Below are 22,857 nucleotides of genomic sequence, written 5' to 3'. Positions count from 1 at the left end.
GTGGCGCGTGGGAATGCCGGTTCCCTCGGGGCCAACGAGCCGTGCACGCGCCGTAAATCATGCCGTCCGGGCATGACCCCGGAGCGGCACCCGGCAACCACCGCAACCACCCAGCCCGTCCGGCGCTTGAGGACGGACCCAGCCGCCACCGGGACCGGGTGATACCAACCCCTCAACCGCCGGGGGCAACCAGCCCCGACTCGTACGCGAAAATCACCGCCTGCGCCCTGTCCCGCAGCCCCAACTTCGCCAGCACCCGGCCGATATGCGTCTTCACCGTCTGTTCCGCGAGCACCAGGTGCTCCGCGATCTCCTGGTTCGACAGGCCCCGTGCGATCAGCTCCAGCACCTCCGTCTCGCGCGGCGTCAGCCCCTTCAGCCGCAGCGAGCGGTCCTTGCGCGGGGCCGGCCGCTGTTGGGCGAAGTCCGCGATCAGGCGGCGGGTCACGGACGGCGCCAGCAGCGCCTCGCCCGCCGCGACCACCCGCACCGCCGAGATCAGGTCCGCCGGCGGCGCGTCCTTGAGGAGGAACCCGGAAGCGCCGACGCGCAGCGCCTCGTACACGTAGTCGTCCACGTCGAACGTGGTCAGCATCAGCACCCTCGGCCGGTGCACCACCCCCACCGGGGGGTCCAGCAGCGCGCGTGCCGCCGCCAGGCCGTCCATCTCCGGCATCCGGACGTCCATCAGGACTACGTCGGGGTGGGTGGCGCGGCTGATCTCTATGCCCTGGCGCCCGTCCGGCGCCTCGCCGACCACGTCGATGTCGGTCTGCGCCGACAGCAGCGCGGCGAACCCCGCCCGCACCATGGCCTGGTCGTCGACGATGATCACGCGGATGGTCACGACGGGTCCTTCGCGGTCGGGTCGAGGGTGGTGGCCAGCGGCAGCCGCGCGGCGACCCGGAACCCGCCGTCCGGCAGCGGCCCGGTGTCCAGCGTGCCGCCGGTCAACCGTACGCGTTCGCGCATACCGATCAGCCCGTGACCGGTGCCGGAGCTCTCCAATGGTGAAGTGCGGGCGCTCGCGGGCCCGTTGACGACCAGGACCGTCAGCCAGTCCGCGTCGCCGGTGACCGAGACGCGGGTCGGCGCCTCGGGCGCGTGCCGTACGACGTTGGACAGGGCCTCCTGGATGATGCGGTACGCGGAGAGGTCCACGGACGGCGGGACGGGGCCCAGATCCGCCGCGAGGGACAGCTCCGCCGGGACCCCGGCCCGTACGGTCGCCTCGACGAGTTGCTGGACCCGGCTCAGCCCCGGCTGCGGCGTCCGCTCGCTCGCCGAGCCGTCGCTGCGCAGCACCGCCAGCAGCCGCCGCATCTCGGTCAGGGACTCCCGCGCGGCTGCGGCGATCGTGGAGAACTCCTCGTGTGCCGCGTCGGGCAGCCCCTCGATCCGGTACGGCGCGGAGTCGGCCTGCACCGTGATCACGGACATGTGGTGGGCGACCACGTCGTGCAACTCGCGTGCGATACGCGCCCGTTCCTCCAGCAGCGTGCGCTGGGCGCGCTCGACCTCGCTGATGGTCTCCTGCTCCACCAGTCTGCGCTGGGCGTCCCCGCGCTCGCGCACGGCGGCCGTGACGAGCAGGATCACGCCGGTGAGCACGAACAGCAGGAGATGCACGCCGTCGCTGTGCTTCTGGGAGATCAGCTCGAAGACCAGGCCCGCCGCTCCGGTCGCCAGCCAGACGGCCAGCAGCGTACGGCGAGGCTCGCGCAGCCCCAGGCACACCATCAGCAGGAGGTAGCCGACGACGACCATCGGCGTCCACGGCCAGGACCGGCCGTCCAGGTCGTCCGCCGAGGTCAGGAGGATCACCGCGCCAACGATGTCGGCGGTGAAGATGATCCACCAGGCCTGGAGCGGCCGGGTCACGGCGAGCACCAGCGGTGCGGCCTGCGCGGTGGCCAGCGCCCCCGCCCAGCTGCCGTCCAGCCCGTAGTCCCCCATGAGCACGCTCGTCGTGGACGGCAGCAGCGAGATGGCAAAGCCCAGCGCGATGACGTACGGCATCGCGCGCTGCCACGGCTTGGCGGCGTGGGACAGCAGCGGCTGCGTGGACCCGGCCGGGGTGCGCAGGGCGCTGCCGAGCGAGCGCAGCGACTCGCGGGCACGGGTGGCGGGGGACGCCGGGGGAGGTGGCTTTTCGGTACTCATGGCCGGTTCAGCGTATGCAGCGCGCGTACGGGGCTGCGTCATACCCAGGTGCCGGACCCGGCCTCATACCCCAGTAGGGGATTGCCGTCATCACAGTTCGGCGAGCAGCTCGGCCTTCTTCGCGCGGAACTCGTCGTCCGTCACCAGTCCCGCGTCGTGCAGCTCCCCGAGGTGCCGGATCCGCTCGGCGATGTCGGCGGGGTCGGGCCGGGCCTGCGCCATCGCCGGCACCGGGACGGAACCGGGCCCGGCGGTCACGGCGGGGCCCGCGCCGGAGGTCCGTACGGCCTGAAGGACCGCCGCCGCTAACGGCAGCGACTCGTGGACCGGCCCGTAGCCGAGGCCGAACACCACGGCCGCCGGGTCGTGGTCGGCCTGGGTGGGCTGCTGCTGGTCGCCCCGGCGCAGCAGCCGCAGGTAGCCGTCGAAGACCTCGGGGGAGCGCCACTCGACCCCGCAGAGGTCCGCGACGTCGAAGCGCTGGTCGCCCGCCTTCCACTTCGCCGACGACGCGCCGGTCCAGAACCAGCGGAAGGACACCTTGGACCCGTCGAACGACACCTTGCCGTCGTACGCCTTGAAGTGCAGCGGCGGTGGGGGAGCGGTCACCAGGAAGCGGTCGGCCGGCTCGTCCGGCGACGCGGCCGTGGTGACGGCGGTGCGCAACTCGTCCGCGTAATACTCCGCGAGCGTCTCGCGCTCCGCTGGCAGCACCAGCCGGTACGGGTCGCCGGATTCCTTGAGCTGACCGGCCGCCGCCTCCATCAGCGGGTCCGCTCCCGGTCTGGGTACGGCGTGCAGCACCACCGTCCCGCGCTTGCCCGGGGAGAGCGTCACCGACGCCAACGCCTCGTGCGGTACGCGCCGTTCGCGGAGTGCCTGGAAGAGCTTCGGCGTGCGTATCCCCCGTTCGAAGCGGATGAGCACGGAGTCGCTTTCGAACTCCCAGGTGGCATGATTTCCGGCCAGCACATCACCCATGTGCCTCATCGTATGCGGCGAATGCCCCCACGTCGCCACTCCGGCCCAGTGAGTTCTACGCGCGTCAGATCACTTCGTCGCCGGAGATTCCACTCCGGCAGGCGTCACCGGCGTCCGCGCAGCTGGTGTTCCGGTACGAACCGACCCCGATGTCCGCGAAGTTCTCCAGGCTCTCCGTGCCCGGCTCGAAATAGCCCCCGTGCCCGGCCGCGCCCCGCGCGGACAGCACCCGCGCCCCGAAGTCCGGCGTCATCGGGTCGGCGCCGTGGCCGAGCCCGCCGACCTCCAGATACGGCAGCACCTGGATCCAGTCGTCCTGGTCCCGCATCGCCCAGACTCGGGCATGGGTCTCCAGCTGTCCCGCTGACCCGGCCCGCATTCCGGGACTGCCCGCGACCGCCACGTCCGTGACCCGGTCGGGCAGTTGGCGCGCGGCGAGGCCGCACACCACGGAGCCGTAGCTGTGGCAGATCAGCGAGACCCGCGAATCGCCGGGGAGCGCCGACGTGAGCGCGTTGAGCCGTTCGGCGCCGTCCGAGGCCAGCCTGCCGGTCGCCGCGTCCACGCCGACACCGGAGGGCGCCGTGTAGTCGGCCCACGCGATGACGGCGGTACGGGTACGGGGTGAGGCGGCCCGCTCCGCGTCGTACAGCGAGCCGGCCATGCCGACCGGCGCGGTGAAGGGGCGGTCGGTCCGCTCGAACGTCAGCAGGTTCGTGTCGACGCCGGGCACCACCACCGAGACGCGCGTCGCGCTGCCGAGATCGCCGAAGACCTCCGCGGCGCGGCCGGCGCCGGTCGGGTCGAAGGCGAGGATGCGGCGCCCGTCGGCTGCCATCGACTCGAAGCGGTGCATCCGCCGGCCGGCCTGGTGCTGCCCCTCGACGGACACCCGGTCGTCCCGCATCCGCGCCCGCTCGTCGTCGCGCGCCTGGAGCACTGCCAGCCGGTTGGCGCGGTAGCGGAGCGTCAGGGGTGCGCCGTTGAGATTGCCCACCACCAGGGGGTAGCGGTCGGCGAGCCGGACCCGCTGCGCGGCGGTGAGCGAGGCGAAGAACGCCGCCAGCCGGCGCGGGGACGATCCGGGGTCCGGCAGGTCGAGGACGCCGATGCGGCCCTTCTCCCAGGCCGAGAGCGCACTTTCGCGCGCCGTGCCGTGCTGGCCGTTCCGCTGGAGCGCCGTCCAGCCGGTGGTCGCCAGCATCACGAAGACCACAGCGAGTGCCAGCAGTGTGCGCCACGCGGTCAGGGACGGGGAGGAGTCGAAGGAATTCACTGCCGGACACCCTAGAAGACATGTCGAGGTACCCGGCACATGCGTGGCCCTGCATAACGGGGCGTTAGGTGCAAAACGCCCGTCAGGTCTTGGTTGCCGGCGGGTGCTCCCGGACGCTCCAGTCACCCGCGAGCGCGGGCACGAGCTGGTCCAGATACGACTCCGTGAGATCGAGGAGCCCGTCCAGACCGGTCTCCCGGCCCTGTCCCCACAGCCGTCCCGTGACCCGTATCACTCCGCAGAACGCGGCGACGGCCACCCTCGGGCGCGGATCCGTCTCCACATCGAGCCCCTCGCGCTCCGCGATCACCCGCGCGAGCTGCTCCTCCAGCTCGGTGGCGCGCCGCAGATGCGCGGCCAGCAGCGAGGGCGTGGATTCGATCATCCGGTAGGTGCGCAGATGCAGTTCGACCGGGACCACGGCCTCGATCGCCTCGTTGATATGGTTCCAGGCGGCCAGTACCGCGTGGTGCATCGCCTCGAACGGGGACTCCGCGGGCGGGCGTTGACGCAGCTCCGCCAGGACTTGCGACTCCACCATGTCCTGGATGGTGAAGGCGGCCTCCTCCTTGCTGGCGAAGTAGCGGAAGAAGGTGCGCTGGGAGACGTCGACGGCCTCGGCGATCTCGTCGACGGTCGTCTCCTCGTACCCCCGCGTCGTGAACAGGTCGAGCGCCACCCGCAGCAGCGCGTCCCGCGTGCGCCGCTTCTTCAGCTCCCGCAGTCCGGTCGGGTGCTGTGCCGCCCGCTGCCCGTCCGTCACTCGCCGGTCCTCCTTCCTGTCGCTTCCGGTCCACTTCCTGCACTCATGCTGGTCTGGTATGAGATGTGAGCCACCTGACAGTTACAGACTAGTGAAATGGATGGTCAACTGTCAGACGCTGTCATTAACCTCTGACCATGACTAGTCAGACCACCGTCAAATCGGCGCCGAACGATCCGCAGGACGCGGATCCGGGAGCCACCAAGGGACTGCGTGGCCACCCCTGGCTGACGCTCTTCTCCGTCGCCATCGGCGTGATGATGGTCGCGCTCGACGGCACGATCGTCGGGATCGCCAACCCGGTGATCAAGGAGGATCTGGGCGCGACCTTCGCCCAGGTGCAGTGGATCACCAACGGCTATCTTCTCGCGCTCGCCGTGGCCCTGATCACCGCGGGCAAGCTCGGTGACCGCTTCGGACACCGCCAGACCTTCCTTATCGGAATCGCGGGCTTCGCCGCGGCATCCGCCGTCATCGGCTTCTCCGACAGCGTGGCGTTCGTCGTCGCCTTCCGCGTCGTCCAGGGCGTCTTCGGCGCCCTGCTGATGCCGGCCGCCCTGGGCCTGCTGCGCGCCACCTTCCCCGCCGAGAAGCTCAACATGGCCATCGGTATCTGGGGCATGGTCATCGGCGCCTCGACCGCCGGTGGCCCGATCGTCGGCGGTCTGCTGGTCGAACACGTCAGCTGGCAGTCGGTGTTCTTCGTCAACGTGCCCGTCGGCGTCATCGCCCTGATCCTCGGCCTGGTGATCCTCAAGGACCACCGAGCGGTGAAGGCGCCGAAGTCGTTCGACGTCGTCGGGATCCTGCTGCTGTCGGCCGCGATGTTCTCCCTGATCTGGGCGATCATCAAGGCGGGCGAGTCCTGGGGCTGGACCTCGGTCGGCACCTGGGCGTTCCTGGGCGCCGCCGTCCTGTGCTTCGTCCTGTTCGCGGTCTGGGAGACGAAGGTCAGGGAACCCCTCGTACCGCTGAGCATGTTCCGGTCCGTCCCGCTCAGCGCCGGCACGATCCTGATGGTGCTGATGGCCTTCGCCTTCATGGGCGGCCTGTTCTTCGTGACGTTCTTCCTTCAGGGCGTGCACGGCATGAGCCCGGTCGACAGCGGCCTGCATCTGCTGCCGCTGACGCTCATGATGATCGTCGCCTCGCCCGTCGCGGGCCTGCTGATCACCAAGTTCGGACCACGCGTCCCGCTGGTCGGCGGCATGGTCGCCACGGCCGTCGCGATGTTCGGCATGTCCACCCTGTCGTCCGACTCCGGCACGTTGGTGATGTCGCTCTGGTTCGCCCTGCTCGGCATGGGCCTGGCCCCGGTCATGGTCGGCGCCACCGAGGTCATCGTCGGCAACGCGCCGCTGGAACTCTCCGGCGTGGCCGGCGGTCTCCAGCAGTCCGCGATGCAGGTCGGCGGCGCGCTCGGCACCGCGGTGCTCGGCGCCGTCATGTCCTCCAAGGTCAGCGCCGACCTGGAGGGCAACTGGACGGACGCCGGCATCCAGTTGCCCCTGGACCCCTCCCTGGAGCAGGCGGCCGAGATCGGTGTCGCCCCGCCCGAGCTGGCCGAGGCGCCCGGCATGACGCCGGACATCTTCGACAAGATCACCGGGGTCATGCAGGACACCTTCGTGTCCGGGATGAGCCTCGCGTTCCTGGTCGCCGGTGCGGTCGCGGTGCTCGCGGCGTTCGTCGCCACCAAGACCAAGCGTGGCGACAACGCGGACGCGGCCGGGGGCGGCGTCCACATCTGACGTGGCGCGCCCAACCGGCGTCAACAGGACGTGATTCAGCGCGACGGCCCCGCCCGGACATCCCGGCGGGGCCGTCGCCTGTTCGGGTGGAGTCCGGCAAGATCCCCTTCCCGTGGGGCGGGTCGCCGGGCCAGAGTGCGGACAACTGATCAGCACCACACGGGGGTTCACCACCATGCGTACAGCGATGCGTACGACCACGCCTGCCGCTCTGCTCACCGCGGCCACCCTGGCCGCCACCACCCTGCTGCCGACCGCCACGGCCGCCACGGCCGCCACGGCCGCCACGGCCGCCACGGCCGTCGCGCTGCCACGTGACGCCTGCGGGCCCGGCGAACTCTGTCTGTGGGGGAAACCGGATTTCCGGGGCGAGCGGCAGACCCATGAACTGTTCCGCACCGAGATCCAGAACTGCGTCCCGCTGCCGCCCGGCACCGACGCACAGTCCCTGGCCAACCGCACCGGGCGGCCCGTCACCACTTACCAGTCGCACGAGTGCGAGGAGACCGGCGAGTTCGAGACGTACCCCGGCGACGGCACCTGGGTGCCCCAGTCGCCCTACCGGGTACGGGCCTTCAAGGTCTGGGAGCGCTGAGCGGCGGGCCGGCTGCCGTACCGTCGCTCTCCCTTGCCTGAGCGGGCACGGCGGCACCCGACAGCCGGCCCACCTCCGCGCGCAGCTCCCGCACCTCCTCCGTCAGCAGCTCGATCGCGGCCGTCTGGCGCTTCTCGCCCGCGCTCTCCTGCTCGAAGCGGGAGATGAACCAGGTGGCGATGTTCGCCGTGATCAGCCCGAGCAGCGCGATCCCGCTCAGCATCAGACCGATGGCGAGCAGCCGCCCGAGCCCGGTCGTCGGCGACAGATCGCCGTACCCGACGGTGGTCATCGTCGTGAACGACCACCACACGGCGTCACCCAGCGTCTTGATGTTGCCGTCGGGGGAGTCGCGTTCGACCTCCAGCACGGCCAGCGAACCGAACATCATCAGACCCGCGACCGACCCCACCACATACGTCGTGAGCCTGATCTGGCTCGCGATCCTCGCCCGCTGCCCGACCAGCAGCAGCGTCGCGACGACCCGCAGCAGCCGCAGGGGCGCCACCATCGGCAGCAGTACGGCGAGCAGATCCAGCGGATGACGGCGGACGAACTGCCAACGGGCGCGGGCCAGTACGACCCGTACCGTGTAGTCCGTCGCGAACAGACCCCACACCACCCACTCGACGACCGCACAGGCGCGGGTGACGGTGCCGTGCGCGCCGGGCATCACGATGGGCAGGGCGTACGCGACGCCGAACAGCAGCGCGAGCGCCAGCAACGGCCGCTGCGTGCGGCGCTCCCAGCGGACCCGCGCGGGTATTTCCTTCATGGCCGCAAAGAGTAGGGAACGTACCGGCCAGCGCGTGTCCGGGGTGCTGCCCGCGCCACGCACGGTGGCCGGCCCCGTAACCACCGGACCGGCCACCAGCCGCGTACTACCGGCTGTCCGCTACGCGTCACCGCCCGCGGCGCCCGGGTCCGCCGCCGCCACGTCCAGCAGCTGATAGCGGTCCACGGCCTGCTTCAGCACCGAACGGTCGACCTTGCCCTCCCTGGCCAGCTCCGTGAGCACCGCCAGGGCGATCGACTCCGCGTCGATGTGGAAGAACCGGCGGGCCGCGCCTCGCGTGTCCGCGAAGCCGAAACCGTCCGCGCCCAGCGACTGGTACGTCCCCGGCACCCAGCGCGCGATCTGGTCCGGCACCGCGCGCATCCAGTCCGAGACCGCCACGAACGGGCCCTCGGCGCCGGACAGTTTGCGCGTCACATACGGAACACGCTGCTCCTCCTCCGGGTGCAGCAGGTTGTACCGCTCCACCTCGACGGCCTCACGGCGCAACTCGTTCCACGACGTCGCCGACCACACGTCCGCCCGAACGTCCCACTGCTCGGCGAGGATCCGCTGCGCCTCGACCGCCCACGGCACGGCCACGCCGGACGCCAGGATCTGCGCCGGGACCGCGCCGCTCTCGCCCCGCTTGTAGCGGTAGACGCCCTTGAGGATGCCCTCGACGTCCACGTTCTCAGGCTCGGCCGGGTGCTGGATCGGCTCGTTGTACACCGTGAGGTAGTAGAAGACGTTCGGGTCCTCGCCCGGATGCGGCTGCCCGTACATCCGGCGCAGCCCGTCCTGCATGATGTGCGCGATCTCGTACCCGAACGCCGGGTCGTAGCTGACACAGCCCGGATTCGTGGCGGCGAGCAGCTGCGAGTGGCCGTCGGCGTGCTGAAGACCCTCACCGGTCAGGGTCGTACGCCCGGCGGTCGCGCCCAGGACGAAACCGCGCGCCAACTGGTCGGCCATCTGCCAGAACTGGTCGCCGGTCCGCTGGAAACCGAACATCGAGTAGAAGACGTACACCGGGATCAGCGGCTCGCCATGCGTCGCGTACGCCGAACCCGCCGCGATCAGCGACGCCGTACAGCCCGCCTCCGAGATGCCGTCGTGCAGCATCTGCCCGGTCGGCGACTCCTTGTACGCCAGCAGCAGTTCACGGTCGACCGACTCGTACTGCTGGCCAAGCGGGTTGTAGATCTTCGCGCTCGGGAAGAACGCGTCCATGCCGAACGTGCGGTACTCGTCCGGCGCGATCAGCACGAAACGCCTGCCGATCTCCTTGTCCCGCATGAGGTCCTTCAGCACCCGCACGAACGCCATCGTCGTGGCGATCGACTGGTGCCCCGACCCCTTCTTCGCCGTCGCGTACGTCTTGTCGCCGGGCAGCTCAAGCGGCTTCGACCGCACCACACGGGTCGGCACATAGCCGTCCAGGCTCCTGCGCTGGTCGTGCATGTACTGGATCTCTTCGGAGTCCCTGCCCGGGTGGTAGTACGGCGGCTGCCCGTCCTCCAGTTCCCGGTCCGTGATCGGCAGATGCAGCCGGTCGCGGAAGCCCTTCAGATCGTCGACCGTCAGCTTCTTCATCTGGTGCGTCGCGTTGCGGCCCTCGAAGTTCGGACCCAGCGTCCAGCCCTTCACGGTCTGCGCGAGGATCACGGTCGGCTGGCCGGTGTGCGCCTTCGCCGCCGCGTACGCCGCGTACACCTTCTTGTGGTCGTGGCCACCGCGCCCCAGATGCAGGATCTGCTCGTCGGTCATGTTCTCGACCATGGCGCGCAGCCGCTGGTCGCCACCGAAGAAGTGCTCACGGATGTACGCGCCGGTCTCCGTGGCGTACGTCTGGAACTGCCCGTCCGGCGTCGTGTTCAGCCGGTTCACCAGCACACCGTCGCGGTCCTGTGCCAGCAGCGGGTCCCAGGAGCGGTCCCAGACCAGCTTGATGACATTCCAGCCGGCACCGCGGAACTGCGACTCCAGCTCCTGGATGATCTTGCCGTTGCCGCGCACCGGGCCGTCGAGCCGCTGGAGGTTGCAGTTGACGACGAACGTCAGATTGTCCAGACCCTCACGCGCCGCGATCGACAGCTGACCCAGCGACTCCGGCTCGTCCATCTCGCCGTCGCCCAGATACGCCCACACATGCGAGCGGGAGGTGTCGGCGATACCGCGCGCCTCCATGTAGCGGTTCATCCGCGCCTGGTAGATCGCACCGAGCGGACCGAGGCCCATCGAGACCGTCGGGAACTCCCAGAAGTCCGGCATCAGCCGCGGATGCGGATAGCTGGACAGCCCGTTCGGGGCCTTCGACTTCTCCTGGCGGAAGGCGTCGAGCTGCGCCTCGCTGAGCCGGTCCAGCAGGAAGGCGCGGGCGTAGATGCCCGGCGACGCGTGCCCCTGGAAGAAGATCTGGTCGCCGCCGTCCCCGGCGTCCTTGCCCCGGAAGAAGTGGTTGAAGCCCACGTCGTACAGGGAGGCGGAGGACGCGAAGGTGGCGATATGGCCGCCGACGCCGATGCCGGGGCGCTGCGCGCGGGAGACCATCACCGCGGCGTTCCACCGGGTCGCGTTGAGGACCTTCCGCTCGATCTCCTCGTTGCCGGGGAAGAACGGCTCGTCCTTGGTCGCGATCGTGTTGACGTAGTCGGTGCTGCGCATCTCGGGCACGGCCACGCGCTTCTCACGCGCGCGCTCGATCAGGCGGAGCATCAGATAGCGGGCGCGCTCACGCCCCCGCTCGTCGACGGCGGCGTCGAGAGAGTCGAGCCACTCCTGGGTCTCCTCAGGATCAAAGTCCGGGACCTGGCTGGGAAGGCCGCCAATGATGATCGGGTTGCGATCGGATCCGGAAGCCACACTGTTCCTTCGCTGTTCGGGTCGTGTCGCGCCTCGCGTCCGGGCCGGGTCCGGTCGTCCGACCGGTCACCTCATCCGTGCGGGGCACGCCTGTGGGTCCTGCTGGGTACCGCGCTTGCGCTGGGAGTGCTTGCCTCTGCTGCCGCCGGGGAACAGGCACGGGGAGCGGGCCGTACGGCGTATCCATCGTGTACCGCGGCGACGGAAACGTCACCTCTACCGAGGGGTAACCCTCACACTGCGGCGAATTCCGCCCGATCACGTAGCCCGCCCGGCCGTCCGCCGTGCTCCGCGTCCGGCCAAATCGCAATCTTACGCCCAAGGCGGCTATGCGTTTCGTTCGGCCGTTCGGACCCGAATGGCGGACCGAAGCCGCGTAGGATGACAAACATGGAGGAAGCTCTCCGCAGCTATGACGGCCAGCGATACAGGGGTGTCAGGAGATGAGGTGAAGCGGCCCGGAACGTACCCGTTTCGGCGGTCTCGGCCGTCGGGTACTTGCGCGATCCGCCCGGCCCGTGTGGACTACCGCCAGCACCCCGCGTACGCGCGTGGCTGAAGCATTTTCCAAAACATGATCAGGAGGCAATCCGTGAGCGCGACCGCGGACCACGCGGAGGAACGGACCAACGTTGCCGCGAGGCTTGGGTTCGAACCCGGACAGGTGGTCCAGGAGATCGGCTACGACGACGACGTCGAGCAGGAGCTCCGTGAGTCCATCGAGGCCGTCATCGGCCAGGAGCTCGTCGACGAGGACTACGAGGACGTGGCCGACGCCGTCGTGCTGTGGTTCCGCGACGACGACGGCGACCTGACGGACGCGCTGGTGGACGCCATCGGTCTGATCGACGAAGGCGGGGCGGTCTGGCTGCTGACGCCGAAGACCGGCCGTGACGGCTACGTCGAGCCCAGCGACATCAACGAGGCCGCCCAGACCGCAGGCCTGGCGCAGACCAAGAGCCTCAACGCCGGGAAGGACTGGACGGGCAGCCGGCTGGTCACGCCCAAGGCGGCGAAGTCCAAGCGCTGAGAGCGGGCGCCGCATCCGAGCGCGCAAGCCGAAGCAGCGGCGGCCGGGCCCACACGCCTCGCACGCCTCGTACGCACTGACGGCCCCCGTCGGCATCCGCCGACGGGGGCCCTTGCGTAGGGTGGCGGGTGCGGTCGGCCGAGCGGCCGGTGGGGCCGGAGACGAGGGGCAGGGGCGGATGACGGAGACAGTGGCGGGGTCGGGACCGGCCGGGATCGCGGTCGGCACGCAGGCGCCGGACTTCACCCTGAAGGACAACCACGGGCGGACCGTGCGGCTCTCCGACTTCCGGGGCGGCCCGGCGGGTGACGAGGATGGCGGGGACGGGGGGAACGGTGGCGGCAAGAACGTGGTGCTGCTCTTCTACCCGTTCGCCTTCACCGGCGTCTGCACCGGCGAGCTGTGCGCGCTCCGTGACGAGCTGCCCACCTTCGTCAACGACGACACCCAGCTGCTCGCCGTCTCGACCGACTCCATCCACGCCCTGCGGATCTTCGCCGAGCAGGAAGGCCTGGAGTATCCGCTGCTGTCGGACTTCTGGCCGCACGGGCAGACCTCACGGGCGTACGGGATCTTCGACGAGGACAAGGGCTGCGCGCTGCGCGGGACCTTCATCATCGACAAGGAAGGCGTGGTGCGCTGGTCGGTCGTCAACGCCCTGCCGGACGCACGTGATCTTGACGAGTACGTCAAGGCTCTCGCCGCTCTGTGACGACAACTCGCCACTCGTGGGCGGGGTCTCGCACGAAAACCCATGTGGGAGCGGGGTTGTCCGCCGTAAACCGCACAAGGGGCGGGAACCGGTCACTAGGATCCAGTCGTTGATCCGATGCCAATTGCACCAGGGGGCGCGCGACGCACGGCGACGGCCGCCGCAGCGGCCGACACCCGAGGCCGCCCGCCCCTGTGAAACTCATCAAGGGAGGACTCGTGGGAGTCAGCCTCAGCAAGGGCGGCAACGTCTCGCTGACCAAGGCCGCGCCCAACCTGACCGCGGTCACCGTGGGTCTGGGCTGGGACGTCCGCACGACCACCGGAAACGACTTCGACCTCGACGCCAGCGCCCTGCTGACCAACGCCGAGGGCAAGGTCACCACTGACGGAAACTTCGTCTTCTTCAACAACCTCAAGAGCCCCGACGGCTCGGTCGAGCACACCGGCGACAACACCACCGGTGAGGGCGAGGGCGACGACGAGGCCATCAAGGTCAATCTCGCCGCCGTCCCCGCGGACATCGACAAGATCGTGTTCCCGGTCTCGATCTACGAGGCGGAGAACCGCCAGCAGTCCTTCGGCCAGGTGCGTAACGCGTTCATCCGCGTCGTCAACCAGGCGGACAACAACGAGCTGGCGCGGTACGACCTGACGGAGGACGCGTCGACCGAGACCGCGATGGTCTTCGGAGAGCTTTACCGAAATGGCGCCGAGTGGAAGTTCCGCGCCATCGGACAGGGGTATGCCTCTGGCCTGCGTGGCATCGCGCAGGACTTCGGCGTCAACGTCTGAGCCGCTGGTCGGTCCGTCCGGCGCCGCACGTCCGAGTGCGGCGCCGGACGCGCCTCACCGTGCGGGTCCCGGCCCGCTTCGCACACGCACCACGTACATGCACCACGTACGCGCACCACGTACATGCACCACGAGTACGGCGTCAGGCGCGCCGTGCCCGGTTTCACGTCACATCGGGGAGGACTTCACCATCATGGGCGTCACACTCGCCAAGGGGGGCAATGTCTCCCTCTCCAAGGCCGCACCGAATCTCATCCAGGTGCTGATCGGTCTCGGCTGGGACGCGCGCTCCACCACCGGAGCGCCGTTCGACCTCGACGCCAGCGCACTGCTCTGCCAGTCAGGGCGCGTGCTCGGCGACGACTGGTTCATCTTCTACAACAACCTCACCAGCCCCGATGGCTCCGTCGAGCACACGGGCGACAATCTGACCGGTGAGGGCGACGGCGACGACGAGTCCCTGCTGGTCAACCTCCCCGCCGTCCCCGGACACGTCGACAAGATCATCTTCCCGGTGTCGATCCATGACGCCGACGCTCGCGGACAGACGTTCGGCCAGGTCAGCAACGCGTTCATCCGCGTCGTGAACCAGGCGGACGGCCAGGAGCTCGCCCGCTACGACCTGACGGAGGACGCCTCGACGGAGACCGCGATGATCTTCGGCGAGCTGTACCGCTACGGGGGCGAGTGGAAGTTCCGGGCCGTGGGACAGGGGTACGCGTCGGGGCTGCGAGGCATCGCTCTAGACTTCGGGGTCAATGTTTCGTAAAGCAGTCTCTGCGCGGGGGAAAACCCGTTAGACACCAGATGGGGTAGCAGTGGTCCTGAAAACCTTCGGCTGGTCGTTCGCCATCACGGCGCTCGGCCTTGCCTTCGCGGCCTGGCAGTGGGGGTGGGAGGCGTTCGGGATCGTACTGATCCTCTCCATCCTTGAGATCTCCCTGTCGTTCGACAACGCCGTTGTCAATGCCGGGGTCTTGAAGAAGATGAACGCCTTCTGGCAGAAGATCTTCCTCACCGTCGGCATCCTGATCGCCGTGTTCGGTATGCGGCTGGTGTTTCCCGTCGCCATCGTGGCGATCAGTGCCCAGGTCGGCCCCATCGAGGCCGTCCAGTTGGCGTTGGACAAACCTGAACAGTACGAGGCCCTTGTCACCGACGCGCACCCGGCGATCGCCGCCTTCGGTGGCATGTTCCTGTTGATGATCTTCCTGGACTTCATCTTCGACGAGCGCGACCACAAGTGGCTCGCCTGGCTGGAGCGCCCGCTGTCCAAGCTCGGCAAGGTCGACATGCTGTCGGTCTGCGTCGCGCTGATCATTCTGCTCATCACGGCGATGACGTTCGCCACCAACGCGCACACCAGCACCGGTTACCAGGACAAATCGGCCACCGTACTGCTCTCCGGTGTCGCCGGTCTGGTCACCTACCTCGTTGTGAACGGGCTCTCCAGCTACTTCGAGAACAAACTCGAAGAGGAAGAGGAGCGCGAACACGAGGAGGAGGAGAAGGCCAAGGCCGAAGGCAAGCAGGTCTCCGCCATCGGCCTCGCCGGCAAGGCCGCGTTCTTCCTCTTCCTCTACCTCGAAGTCCTGGACGCCTCCTTCTCCTTCGACGGAGTCATCGGCGCCTTCGCCATCACGAACCACATCTTCTGGATGGCGCTCGGCCTCGGTATCGGCGCGATGTACGTCAGGTCGCTCACCGTCTACCTCGTCCGCCAGGGCACGCTGGACGACTACGTCTACCTGGAGCACGGCGCCCACTACGCGATCGGCGCGCTCGCCGTGATCCTGCTCATCACCATCGAGCACGAGATCAGCGAGGTCATCACCGGCCTCGTCGGTGTGCTACTGATCGCAGCCTCCTTCTGGTCATCCGTGGTCCGCAACAAGCGAGTTGCGGCTGAAGGTGGCGAGGATTCGGAGGACAAGACAACAGTCCATGTCTGAGTCCGCCTCCTGGGTGTGACCAGGAGGGGATAGCGGGAACGCTCTGAGCGGGGCGGCCTGAGGCGGAAGCCTTCCGGCCGTCCCGCTGTTCACGTTCTGTACGGGCCGGGCATCCGACAAGTGGGAAATGGTGGGGGTGGGGCGGGAATGGCCTTCTGGGACAATCTGTGGCGAAACAAGGCGTCGCAATTCGATTCGGGCAGCGCCTCGACGAACTCGATCGAGCTGACCAAGCGCAATCCGTCGGTCTCGCTCACCAAGCAGGGCGCGGCCACCGGGAATCTACGGGTCAACCTGTCGTGGCGGATGCGTACTTCGGACATCGAGGGACGGTCGAAGCAGGGCGGCGGACTGCTGCGGCATCCCTTCAAACTCTTCAAGCCCGAAGTGGTGCAGGCGCACACGCTGGGTGTGGTCAACGTCGACCTCGACATCGGGTGCATGTACGAACTGGCCGACGGCAGCAAGGGTGTTGTGCAGCCGCTGGGCGGATTCTTCGGCAGTCTGAACGAGCCGCCCTACGTCAAACTCAGCGGCGACGACCGCTTCGGCGCCCCGTCCGGCGAGACGATATTCATCAACCTCGACCACCGCGAAGAGATCAAACGGCTGCTCGTCTTCGTCTACATCTACGACCGCACCCCGGCCTTCGACCGGACACACGCCAACGTCACGCTCTACCCGAGCAACGGCCCGCGCATCGAGATCGAACTGGACGAGCAGGCCCCGCAGGCCCGGTCCTGCGCGGTGTTCTCGCTGGAGACCGTCAAGGGCGATCTGGTGGTACGGCGCGAGGTGAAGTTCGTGTATGGCTTCCAGGCGGAGCTGGACCGGCTGTACGGGTGGGGCCTGCAGTGGGGGCGGGGGTACAAGACGAAGACCTGAGGGGCCACGACGGCTAGGCCCTGTCCGGGGCCTAAGGCCGTACGAACTGCGGGCCCATCGGGGGCAGCCGGAAATTCGGGTCCGGTGCGGGAGCCGCCGCCGCGGCCGGCTGCGGATAGCCGTAAGCGGGCTGCGCGGACGCGGGCTGGGGATACCCGTAGGCAGGCTGGGCGGAGGCCGGCTGCGGGTAGCCGTAGCCGGACTGCCCCTGTGGCTGGGCCGGGAAATGCGGCTGCTGCGCGGGCGGCATGTGCGGCGCCTGTGGCGCGCCGTGCGCCGGTCCGGGCCGGCCGGGGATCAGCGCAGTCACACCGTCCGCGCCCTGCACGGTCCCGTCGGCCCCTTCCTTTTCGTCGACCGAGATGCCGAAGGCCGTCGCCAGCCCGATCAGACCGGTCGGATAGCCCTGGCCCACCGCCCGGAACTTCCAGTGGTTCCCGCGCCGGTAGAGCTCGCCGCAGATGATCGCGGTCTCCTCGCCGGTCTCCGGGCGTACCTCGAACACCGCCAACGGGTCGCCGTCGGCCTGCCCCGCGTCGTACAGCAGGACCCGCAGGTCGTGCACGTGCTGGAAACTCGCCCCGTCCGACGACGCCGCGAGCACCACCTGGTCGACGCTCGGGTCGAGCGCGGCCAGATCGGCCTCGATCGTGTCGGTGAGCCCTTCGGGCACCTGTTTCTTCGGCAGCCGCCTGACCAGGCCCGACGGATGGCGAGGCTGGTTGTAGAAGACGAAGTCCTCGTCGGAGCGGACGCGCCCCTCCGGACTCAGCAGAAGCGCCGACGCGTCCACATCGGGCACCCCCGCCCCCGGCGTCCAGCGCAGCACAGCCCTTACGGCCATGGCGTCGAGGGGGACGTTCGAGCCCTTCACCATCGCGTGCGTCATGCCCGTCATCCTGCCTTCCCGCAGGCCGCGCGGACAACGTGGGGGCATGGTGGAGAGAGGTGAGAAGGCGGCGAGAGGAGGGCGAGAGAGGGTAGGAGAGGGGCGAGAAGTGGACGAGTTACCTGGAATTCATGCAGGCGTGGAACTCTTGACTCCCGTCCATACGTACTATTACCGGCCACATGTCAACGCGACCACAGTGGCAGTATGGGGGGAAGAAAATGCGTCACTTCGGGCATATTCTGCCCGCTGCCCGGCAGGCGTTGTTCCATCGGGAGCCCGCCGAATTCTCCTCGGCCTCCCCGGCCCGCATGCTGTCGGCAGCCCTCGGGGCCACCCTCTACAGCCCGGCGACCAGGCCGCGGCTCGCTGACGACATCGTCAAGCTGGCAGGACGAGGCGTTGTGTCGATGGTGCTGTGCCTGGAGGACTCCATCGACGACTCCGAGGTCGAGGGGGCCGAGAAGAACGTGCTCCGGCAGCTCGCCGACCTCGACCGGCGTGGCGTGGAGCTGCCACTGCTCTTCATCCGGGTCCGCGAACCCGGCCAGATACCCGACCTCGTGCGCCGACTCGGCCAGGCCGCCCACATCCTGTCTGGATTTGTACTGCCGAAGTTCACCGAGGAGCGTGGGGTTCCCTTCCTTGAGGCACTGATTTCAGCCGAACATGAGAGCGGGCAGCGGCTCTTCGCGATGCCCGTGCTCGAATCGCCCCAGCTGCTGCATCTGGAGACACGGGCCGAGACCCTCTCCGGCATCGCCCGCACCGTCGACAAGTACCGGGAGCGGGTACTGGCGCTGCGGCTCGGCGTCACCGACTTCTGCTCCGCCTACGGGCTCCGCCGCTCGCCCGACATGACCGCGTACGACGTACGCATAGTCGCCTCCGTCATCGCCGACGTGGTGAACGTCCTCGGCCGCTCCGACGGCACCGGCTTCACGATCACCGGCCCCGTGTGGGAGTACTTCCGGCTCCACGAGCGGATGTTCAAACCGCAGCTGCGCCGCAGCCCCTTCCTCGAAGGACGCGCCGAGGAACTGCGCACCGCCCTGATCGAACACGACCTCGACGGGCTGCTGCGCGAGATCCAGCTCGACCAGGCCAACGGGCTGGTGGGCAAGACCTGCATCCACCCCTCCCACGTGATGCCTGTGCACGCGCTGTCGGTGGTCAGCCACGAGGAGTTCAGCGACGCCCAGGACATCCTGCGGCCGGAGCGGGGCGGGGGAGGCGTGCTGCGCTCCTCGTACACGAACAAGATGAATGAGGTGAAGCCCCACCGCGCCTGGGCCGAACGCACCATGCAGCGCGCCGAGGCCTTCGGCGTCGCCAAGGAGGACATCGGCTTCGTGGAGCTGCTGGCGGCGGGGCTGGTGGAGTGAGCGGGATGCCCGGAGACGAGCGCGAGACGGCAGAGGTGCGTGAGACGGCGGGGGCGCGCGAGACGACAGAGGAGAACGGCAACGTGGTGTGGTCGGGGTCATGGGTCGCCGAACGGCTCGGCATAGAGCTGGTCGGCGGCGACGAACTGCGCGAGCTGCTGGGCCTGGCCCTGCGCCGTAACCCCAAGCGCGCCCACCTCCTCGTCTCGAACGTTCTCGGTAAACACGTCCCGCAGCGTCCCTCCGTCGTGCACGGCGCGGGCGTGGCCCTCGGCGAACGCGTACGGGACCTGCTGGGCGATGCCGTCGAGCGGGCCGTGATCCTCGGCTACGCGGAGACCGCGACCGGCCTCGGCCACTCGGTGGCCGACGGCGCGGCACGCGCCCCGTACCTGCACTCCACCCGCCGTCCGGTGCCCGGTGTCGCCTCCGCGGGCGGCTTCGAGGAGTCCCACTCGCACGCCACCTCGCACCTGCTGCTCCCGGAGAATCCGGAGCTGCTGGCGGACGACGGGCCGCTCGTCCTCGTGGACGACGAGTTCTCCACCGGGAACACGGTTCTCAACACGATTCGCGCTCTGCATGCCCGCTACCCGCGCCGGTGGTACGTGATCGTGGCTCTCGTCGACATGCGCTCAGCCGCCGACCAGGGCCGGCTCGCGGAATTCGCCCTGGACATCGGCGCCCGCGTCGACCTGGTGGCGATGGCCTCGGGCACGGTCGCCCTTCCGGAGGGCGTACTGGCCAAGGGACAGGCACTGGTCGCGGAGTACGACGCCGCTCCTGGGCGGGGACCGGGGCGGGAACCGGGACCGGGGGTCCCCGACGCGGTGGGTGGCGACATCGTGCGCGTGCCGCTCGGCTGGCCCGCCGGGCTGCCCGACGGCGGGCGTCACGGCTTCACCCCGGCCCACCGCGCGCTTTTCGAGGCCGCCGCGCCCGGTATGGCCGCCGCACTCGCCCAACAGCTCGGCGACGCCCGGCGAGTCCTCGTCCTCGGCTTCGAGGAGCTGATGTACGCGCCCCTACGCCTCGCACTGGAGCTGGAGCGGTCCGTCACCGACATCGAGGTCCGCTACTCGACCACGACCCGCTCGCCCGTTCTGGCCGTGGACGACCCCGGCTACGCGATACGCAGCCGTCTCGTCTTCCCGGCCCACGACACCGCGGCCTTCCCGTCCGGCGGCGACGGCAGCGGCGACCGGTACGCCTACAACGTCGCCGGCGGCGGCTTCGACGCCGTCGTCGCGGTCGTCGACTCCCCGGCGGACTCCCCGGAACTGCACGCTCCGGGCGGCCTGCTCGCCCAGCTCGCCGCTCATGTCCCGCGTGTCCTGCTCGCCGTCGTCCCCTCGTACCTCCCCGCTTCCTCGCACGTCCCCGACCGGCAGGAACCCCCCATGCTGCCCGCCCCTCTCCGTGGCCCCGCCTTCTCCTCGTACGCGGCCGACGATGTCGGCTGGCTCCTCCAGGACCTGTCCGACGTGGAACTGGAAGCCCCGACGGAGGAGCGCGAAGAGGCGATCCAGAGGGGCGGTGCCCACTACGCGGAGTCACTGCCCGTCGAATACCAGCCGAGTGCCGAATACCAGGAACTCTTCCGGTCCGCCCTCGACACCTCGGCAGCCCGCATCGCCCGTGCCGTCGGCACCGTCACCGAGACCGTGCTGGCCGAGCATCCGCGCCGCTACGCCGACCCCACGTCGCGGGAAGCCACACAGGCCCTGCCCGTCCTGGTCTCACTCGCCCGAGCCGGCACACCCGTGGGCATCCTGATGCGCCGCTGGGCCCAACACCGGCACGGCCTGGATCTGCCGCACTACGCCATCTCCATCGTGCGTGGCCGTGGCATCGACACCAATGCCGTCCGGTGGCTCGCGGCCCACCACAACCCTGCCGACATCGTCTTCGTCGACGGCTGGACCGGCAAGGGCGCCATCACTCGCGAACTGGCCGACGCACTACGCGAGTTCGACGACTTCCACCCCGAGATCGCGGTGCTCGCCGACCCCGGTGGCTGCGTACGGACCTATGGCACCCGTGAGGACTTCCTCATCCCTTCCGCCTGCCTCAACTCCACTGTCTCCGGGCTCATCTCCCGTACCGTCCTGCGCGCCGATCTCGTCGGCCCCGACGACTTCCACGGAGCGAAGCACTACCGCGAACTCGCCGACGCCGATGTGTCCGGCTACTTCCTGGACACCGTCGCCGCCCGTTTCGACGAGGTCACGGACGCCGTGGACAGCGAGGCCAAGGAACTCCTCTCCGCCGACCGCGCACCCACCTGGGAAGGCTGGGCCGCAGTCGAGCGGATCAGCGAGGAGTACGGCATCCACGACGTGAACCTCGTGAAGCCCGGCGTCGGCGAGGCCACCCGTGTCCTGCTGCGCCGCGTCCCCTGGAAGATCCTCGCCAAGCGCGGCGCGGGAACCGACCTCGACCATGTCCGGCTGCTGGCCCAGCAGCGCGGCGTACCCGTGGAGGAAGTCGACGGACTCCCCTACACCTGCGTCGGGTTGATCCACCCTCGCTACACCCGTGGTGCCACGGGCGCGGACGGCACGGCGGTGGCCACCTCGTGAACGCGACCACTTCCTCCCCGGCGCTGGTCGCCAGCGACCTCGACCGCACCCTCATCTATTCGGCCGCCGCGCTCCAGCTCACCATGCCGGACGCCGAGGCCCCCCGTCTGCTCTGCGTCGAGGTCTACGAGCGCCGGCCCCTGTCGTACATGACGGAGACGGCCGCCGGGCTGCTCGGAGATCTCGCCGGCGGCTCGGTTTTCGTACCCACCACGACCCGCACCCGCGAGCAGTACTTCCGTATCCATCTGCCGGGCCCCGCCCCCCGGTTCGCGATCTGCGCCAACGGTGGTCACCTTCTCGTCGACGGCGAGTCCGACCCTTCCTGGCACACCGGGGTGAAGGACCGCCTCGCCGAGAGCTGCGCCCCGCTCAGGGAAGTCAGGGACCATCTTCTCGCCGCGGCCGATCCTGCCTGGCTGCTCAAGGAGCGGATCGCCGAGGATCTGTTCGCGTATCTCGTCGTCGACCGCGCGCTGCTGCCCGGAGGCTGGGTGAAGGAACTCTCCGAGTGGGCCGACGAGCGTGGCTGGACGGTGTCCCTCCAGGGTCGGAAGATCTACGCCGTACCGCAGCCGCTGACCAAGAGCGCCGCCGTGCGTGAGGTTGCCCGGCGGACCGGCGCCGAACTGACCCTCGCCGCAGGGGACTCCCTCCTCGACGCCGACCTGCTGCTCGCCGCTGACCGTGGCTGGCGGCCGGGTCACGGCGAGTTGGCCGACACCGGCTGGAGCGCCCCGCATGTGGAGACACTGACCGAGACCGGGGTGGCCGCGGGGGAGGAGATCCTGCGGCGGCTCAGCCGCGCTGCTTCTCCCTACGGGACTTGACCACCCGCCTCACAACGAAGGCGACGAGCGCGAGCAGCACGAAGCCCACCACGAACTTCGAATACGTCGAGACATAGCCACTCACCTTCTCCCAGTTCTCGCCGAGCGCGTAGCCGGCCATGATGAACGCGGTGTTCCAGATCGCGCTGCCCAGCGTGGTCAGACAGAGGAAGACGGGCAGCGGCATTCTCTCGATGCCCGCGGGCACGGAGATCAGACTGCGGAAGACGGGGATCATCCGGCCGAAGAAGACCGCCTTCATGCCATGCCGGTTGAACCACTCCTCGGTCTTCTCCACGTCGCTCGCCTTCACCAGCGGCACCTTGGACACGAGCGAGATCGTTCTCTCCCGGCCGAGCCACGCCCCCAGCCCGTACAGGGCGAGCGCGCCCACGACCGAGCCCGCGGTCGTCCACAGCAGGGCGGCAATCAGATTCATCCTGCCCGTGCTGACCGCGAAGCCCGCGAGAGGCAGGATCACCTCGCTGGGCAGGGGAGGGAACAGATTCTCCAGGGCAGTGGCTATGCCCGCGCCCGGTGCTCCGAGCGTGTCCATCAAGGTGTCGACCCATTGCTGGGCACTGGTTCCGATCATGACTCCACGCCGGAGCGCGCCTTTCCCGATCAGT

General features: G+C 69.2%; 20 protein-coding genes. 11 read left to right on the top strand and 9 right to left on the bottom strand.

Annotated elements, in window-relative coordinates; genetic code table 11:
* Nucleotides 1–172 precede the first annotated feature (172 nt).
* The 5 genes from ACIBLA_RS35890 to ACIBLA_RS35870 all read right to left on the bottom strand — a co-directional run bounded on the left by ACIBLA_RS35890 (nucleotide 173) and on the right by ACIBLA_RS35870 (nucleotide 5,183).
* On the bottom strand, nucleotides 173–847 hold the full coding sequence (locus ACIBLA_RS35890) for a response regulator transcription factor (RefSeq protein WP_363246545.1): 675 nt from the start codon (nucleotides 845–847) through the stop codon (nucleotides 173–175).
* A complete protein-coding gene (locus ACIBLA_RS35885) occupies nucleotides 844–2,163 on the bottom strand; it encodes a sensor histidine kinase (protein ID WP_399200989.1) in 1,320 nt (439 codons plus the stop codon). Before ACIBLA_RS35885 ends, ACIBLA_RS35890 begins: the two co-directional genes overlap by 4 nt.
* A gap of 90 nt (nucleotides 2,164–2,253) precedes the next feature.
* Nucleotides 2,254–3,144: a DUF4429 domain-containing protein gene (locus ACIBLA_RS35880; protein WP_399200988.1), complete on the bottom strand. Its 891-nt coding sequence runs from the start codon at nucleotides 3,142–3,144 to the stop codon at nucleotides 2,254–2,256.
* A gap of 64 nt (nucleotides 3,145–3,208) precedes the next feature.
* Nucleotides 3,209–4,420, bottom strand: a complete 1,212-nt coding sequence (locus tag ACIBLA_RS35875) for an alpha/beta hydrolase (protein WP_399200987.1) — start codon at nucleotides 4,418–4,420, stop codon at nucleotides 3,209–3,211.
* An 82-nt stretch (nucleotides 4,421–4,502) separates the two neighbouring features.
* Nucleotides 4,503–5,183: a TetR family transcriptional regulator gene (locus ACIBLA_RS35870; RefSeq protein ID WP_399200986.1), complete on the bottom strand. Its 681-nt coding sequence runs from the start codon at nucleotides 5,181–5,183 to the stop codon at nucleotides 4,503–4,505.
* A 257-nt stretch (nucleotides 5,184–5,440) separates the two neighbouring features.
* Between ACIBLA_RS35870 and ACIBLA_RS35865 the strand changes: the two genes are divergently transcribed.
* Nucleotides 5,441–6,934: an MFS transporter gene (locus ACIBLA_RS35865; RefSeq protein ID WP_399200991.1), complete on the top strand. Its 1,494-nt coding sequence runs from the start codon at nucleotides 5,441–5,443 to the stop codon at nucleotides 6,932–6,934.
* Nucleotides 6,935–7,121: 187 nt separating this feature from the next.
* Nucleotides 7,122–7,529 (top strand): peptidase inhibitor family I36 protein, encoded by a 408-nt coding sequence (locus tag ACIBLA_RS35860; RefSeq protein ID WP_399200990.1) that lies wholly within the window; start codon nucleotides 7,122–7,124, stop codon nucleotides 7,527–7,529.
* On the opposite strand, the gene ACIBLA_RS35855 is transcribed toward ACIBLA_RS35860, so the two are convergent.
* Both ACIBLA_RS35855 and aceE read right to left on the bottom strand, forming a co-directional pair.
* Entirely contained in the window at nucleotides 7,510–8,304 is a 795-nt protein-coding gene (locus ACIBLA_RS35855) for a potassium channel family protein (RefSeq protein ID WP_363246538.1), read from the bottom strand. The two genes, ACIBLA_RS35860 and ACIBLA_RS35855, sit on opposite strands and share 20 nt — an antisense overlap.
* A gap of 120 nt (nucleotides 8,305–8,424) precedes the next feature.
* Nucleotides 8,425–11,169, bottom strand: coding sequence for a pyruvate dehydrogenase (acetyl-transferring), homodimeric type (gene aceE / locus ACIBLA_RS35850; RefSeq protein WP_363246537.1), 2,745 nt, complete (start codon nucleotides 11,167–11,169; stop codon nucleotides 8,425–8,427).
* Between the two features lie 592 nt (nucleotides 11,170–11,761).
* On the opposite strand from aceE, the gene ACIBLA_RS35845 reads away from it, so the two are divergent.
* The 6 genes from ACIBLA_RS35845 (at nucleotide 11,762) to ACIBLA_RS35820 (ending at nucleotide 16,542) form a co-directional block, all read left to right on the top strand.
* Nucleotides 11,762–12,199 carry a DUF3052 domain-containing protein gene (locus ACIBLA_RS35845; RefSeq protein ID WP_363246536.1) on the top strand — a complete coding sequence of 146 codons (438 nt, stop codon included), beginning with the start codon at nucleotides 11,762–11,764 and terminating at the stop codon, nucleotides 12,197–12,199.
* 178 nt (nucleotides 12,200–12,377) lie between these two features.
* Nucleotides 12,378–12,911 carry a peroxiredoxin gene (locus ACIBLA_RS35840; RefSeq protein ID WP_399200985.1) on the top strand — a complete coding sequence of 178 codons (534 nt, stop codon included), beginning with the start codon at nucleotides 12,378–12,380 and terminating at the stop codon, nucleotides 12,909–12,911.
* 218 nt (nucleotides 12,912–13,129) lie between these two features.
* Nucleotides 13,130–13,705, top strand: coding sequence for a TerD family protein (locus ACIBLA_RS35835; protein ID WP_363246534.1), 576 nt, complete (start codon nucleotides 13,130–13,132; stop codon nucleotides 13,703–13,705).
* A gap of 193 nt (nucleotides 13,706–13,898) precedes the next feature.
* A complete protein-coding gene (locus ACIBLA_RS35830; protein ID WP_363246533.1) occupies nucleotides 13,899–14,474 on the top strand; it encodes a TerD family protein in 576 nt (191 codons plus the stop codon).
* Between the two features lie 49 nt (nucleotides 14,475–14,523).
* Nucleotides 14,524–15,657 (top strand): DUF475 domain-containing protein, encoded by a 1,134-nt coding sequence (locus ACIBLA_RS35825; RefSeq protein ID WP_363246532.1) that lies wholly within the window; start codon nucleotides 14,524–14,526, stop codon nucleotides 15,655–15,657.
* Between the two features lie 147 nt (nucleotides 15,658–15,804).
* Complete coding sequence (locus ACIBLA_RS35820) at nucleotides 15,805–16,542, top strand: Tellurium resistance (protein WP_363246531.1); 738 nt, start codon at nucleotides 15,805–15,807, stop codon at nucleotides 16,540–16,542.
* 31 nt (nucleotides 16,543–16,573) lie between these two features.
* Here ACIBLA_RS35820 and ACIBLA_RS35815 read toward each other — a convergent pair whose 3' ends face one another.
* A complete protein-coding gene (locus ACIBLA_RS35815) occupies nucleotides 16,574–17,440 on the bottom strand; it encodes a TerD family protein (protein ID WP_399200984.1) in 867 nt (288 codons plus the stop codon).
* 212 nt (nucleotides 17,441–17,652) lie between these two features.
* On the opposite strand from ACIBLA_RS35815, the gene ACIBLA_RS35810 reads away from it, so the two are divergent.
* The 3 genes from ACIBLA_RS35810 to ACIBLA_RS35800 are packed head-to-tail and all read left to right on the top strand — an operon-like array spanning nucleotide 17,653 to nucleotide 22,228.
* Entirely contained in the window at nucleotides 17,653–18,816 is a 1,164-nt protein-coding gene (locus ACIBLA_RS35810) for an HpcH/HpaI aldolase/citrate lyase family protein (RefSeq protein ID WP_399200983.1), read from the top strand.
* A gap of 5 nt (nucleotides 18,817–18,821) precedes the next feature.
* Nucleotides 18,822–21,398, top strand: a complete 2,577-nt coding sequence (locus ACIBLA_RS35805) for a phosphoribosyltransferase (RefSeq protein WP_399200982.1) — start codon at nucleotides 18,822–18,824, stop codon at nucleotides 21,396–21,398.
* The gene (locus ACIBLA_RS35800; RefSeq protein ID WP_399200981.1) at nucleotides 21,395–22,228 is read left to right on the top strand and encodes an HAD family hydrolase; all 834 of its coding nucleotides are present in this window, start codon (nucleotides 21,395–21,397) and stop codon (nucleotides 22,226–22,228) included. The genes ACIBLA_RS35805 and ACIBLA_RS35800 overlap by 4 nt, the downstream gene beginning before the upstream one ends.
* Here ACIBLA_RS35800 and ACIBLA_RS35795 read toward each other — a convergent pair.
* Complete coding sequence (locus ACIBLA_RS35795) at nucleotides 22,197–22,823, bottom strand: DedA family protein (RefSeq protein ID WP_399200980.1); 627 nt, start codon at nucleotides 22,821–22,823, stop codon at nucleotides 22,197–22,199. The genes ACIBLA_RS35800 and ACIBLA_RS35795 overlap by 32 nt on opposite strands.
* Between the last annotated feature and the right edge of the window lie 34 nt (nucleotides 22,824–22,857).

Source organism: Streptomyces sp. NPDC050433 (assembly GCF_044458565.1).
Taxonomy (GTDB): Bacteria; Actinomycetota; Actinomycetes; order Streptomycetales; family Streptomycetaceae; genus Streptomyces.
Note: the sequence above shows the minus strand (reverse complement) of the source record. Positions and strands in the feature narration are given on the sequence as shown.